At 48.9% G+C, this 2279-nt stretch carries 2 protein-coding genes; both read right to left on the bottom strand.

Annotated features, from left to right (window positions below; all coding sequences use genetic code 11):
* Positions 1–1674, bottom strand: a 1674-nt coding sequence (locus tag L692_RS28355) for a methyltransferase (protein ID WP_036723108.1), incomplete at its 3' end; no start/stop codon positions are given.
* A 33-nt stretch (positions 1675–1707) separates the two neighbouring features.
* Positions 1708–2279 (bottom strand): acyl carrier protein (locus L692_RS28360; protein ID WP_156940383.1); only part of this gene is annotated, 572 nt, incomplete at its 5' end.

Raw genomic sequence — 2279 nt, forward strand, 5'->3', positions numbered from 1 at the left:
TAGCTCATCTACCGTACGCGATTTGGCAAAACGGCCACTCATTCCAACAATCGCGATAGAATCCTTGCTTTCGGCTAGGATTGCCGTTTCTCCAAGCAACTGCTCAGGCACCCTGGAATCCGGGCCTTGACGGAAATTATTGTAATCGATCGCCGCTTCTTCAGACGCAACTTCGGTAGAACCGTCTCCGATCGGCTCGTTGAATTCCGGGAAAAGCCCCGCAAGCGCAGCCCGCTGATTGTTCATAATAAAAGCTGTCAATTGATTTACGCAGCTGTAATCGAAAAGACTGGTTGTCTCTAATTCAATATGCAGGGATTCATTCAAAATTTTCACTAAATGAACGCCAAGAATGGAATCCAGTCCGTAGTCGGCAAACGACTCCTCATTGTCAATCGACAGCACATCGACTTTTAACGCGTCAGAAAGCTTTCTCCGGATAACATCTACAACATGGTTCCGGACCGCTTGTTCCTTTGCTTCTGCATGTATACCGGTTATCCTCGCCGTTACGGGGGCATTGCGCAATGACCATTCATTGCTATTACGAAGAGATTTAGCAGCGCTTGAGGAGTTTGCAATTGGGAATGAAAAATCCTCCTGTTGACGTATGATCCCGTCGCTCTCCGCCACGATAATTTGCTGGCCCAGATCATGATTTTCAATCGCCGGAAAAAAGGTGGAGCGAAATCCCTCTGTTTCAAGCACTTCTCTCCATGTCTCCGGAAACAACCCGGGGCTGCCTGGCATACGCAGCACTGAATCCTCATATAGCCACCAGCCCTCCAACAGCCCAAAGGTCAAATGGGTAAACAAGGATTCGCCGCTCAATTCGTTCAAGAGTATCAAACCGTTTTTGCGTAAAGCCACTTTAACATTTCTCAAAGTCTGCCTGATATTCTTCGTCGCATGAAGTACGTTGGTTGCAATCGCAAGATCGTATCCTCCAGCGTCAATGCCTTGCCCGCTAACGGGCTTATGCAGATCGAAAACCCGGCATGTCATGTACGGGTACAGTAAACCATACTTCTTCTCCGCATGTATAAAAAAGGCTTTAGACAAATCGGTATAGCAATATTCCCGGATATGCTCCTTGTAGGGCTCCAACTGCTTGAAAACCATAGCGCTGGTTCCACCAGTGCCGGCTCCGATTTCCAATATGCGTATTTGAGCGGCAGGGTCCTGCTTGATACGCTCTTTAATATAAGCGACCGCGCTGTCCGCAATTACTCTATTGAAATAATCGGCTACCATGTTGTCCTTGTATATGCCTTCGACCAAATCCATTGAAGAATCGGGAAACATCACTTCCGTAGCCAACACTTTACCGGCAAGTATGTCTGGCAGCGCCCGAAGCATTGTTTCAACTAGCACCGCCTGAGACTTTGTGTCGGGATTGAGCAGCCAGTCTTCTTTAACCCGGTCCCACTCTTCCCATACCTTGTCAGACTCAGAAGACGACCATTCCTCTGCAGTATATACAGAACCGTCAAAAGTCAAGTAGTGAAAATGGGTTAAGTACGCCATACTCACCTCAAGCCATTTACCGTAAAAATCACGGTTGTGCACTTGATTTCGAAGCTCGTCTAAATCGACGGCTTTGCCTTTCAACAACCCGAAGTCCCACAACTGACAATAGAGCAGCCTGCAGAGAAGATCGTCGATCTCCTTCATTTGCAGGCCTCCGCCTCTAATCTCTCTCATGATTCAGGTCACTCCTCCCGACATTTTTCCACTATTGTCCTCTATAGATTGGTCGGTATCCGGGTTGTCCGGTACATGACTTATATCGTTAATAGATCGTCCGTGTTGCCTCAGCAGGTCAAGCGCAAGCCCTTGTATGCTAGGTTGCCTCTTAAGCATAAGCGGGGTCAATTCAAGCCTGTATTCCCCGTTTAACCGGTCTGCCCATTCCGCCAAACTCACCGTATCAAATCCGCACTCGTCCAGCTCGGCATACGGGTCAATCTCGTCGGCGTTCACTGTAAGTACGGCCGAAGCATGCCTGATCAACGTGGATTGTATCCTGGAGAGCAAGTTAATGGGCTCCTCTTTTGCCAGCCGAGACCCGGAAGATAACGAATTGCTTTCCGCTAAGAGAGGAGTAGTAATGGCATTCATGATCCCCTCGATATGGGATGGCAGCAAATCGGGAAGAACTTCCAGCCACTCCCCTGAACTCACAACTTCCAGACCCGGGTCCCTCGTCGTTTTCATTAGAATAACCTGATTCAGCGGACCGACCAGCAGCGACTCAAGCGCCTCCATCGCTTCCGGCG

Origin of the sequence: Paenibacillus forsythiae T98 (assembly GCF_000520735.1) — a bacterium.
Classification (GTDB): domain Bacteria; phylum Bacillota; class Bacilli; order Paenibacillales; family Paenibacillaceae; genus Paenibacillus_AQ; species Paenibacillus_AQ forsythiae.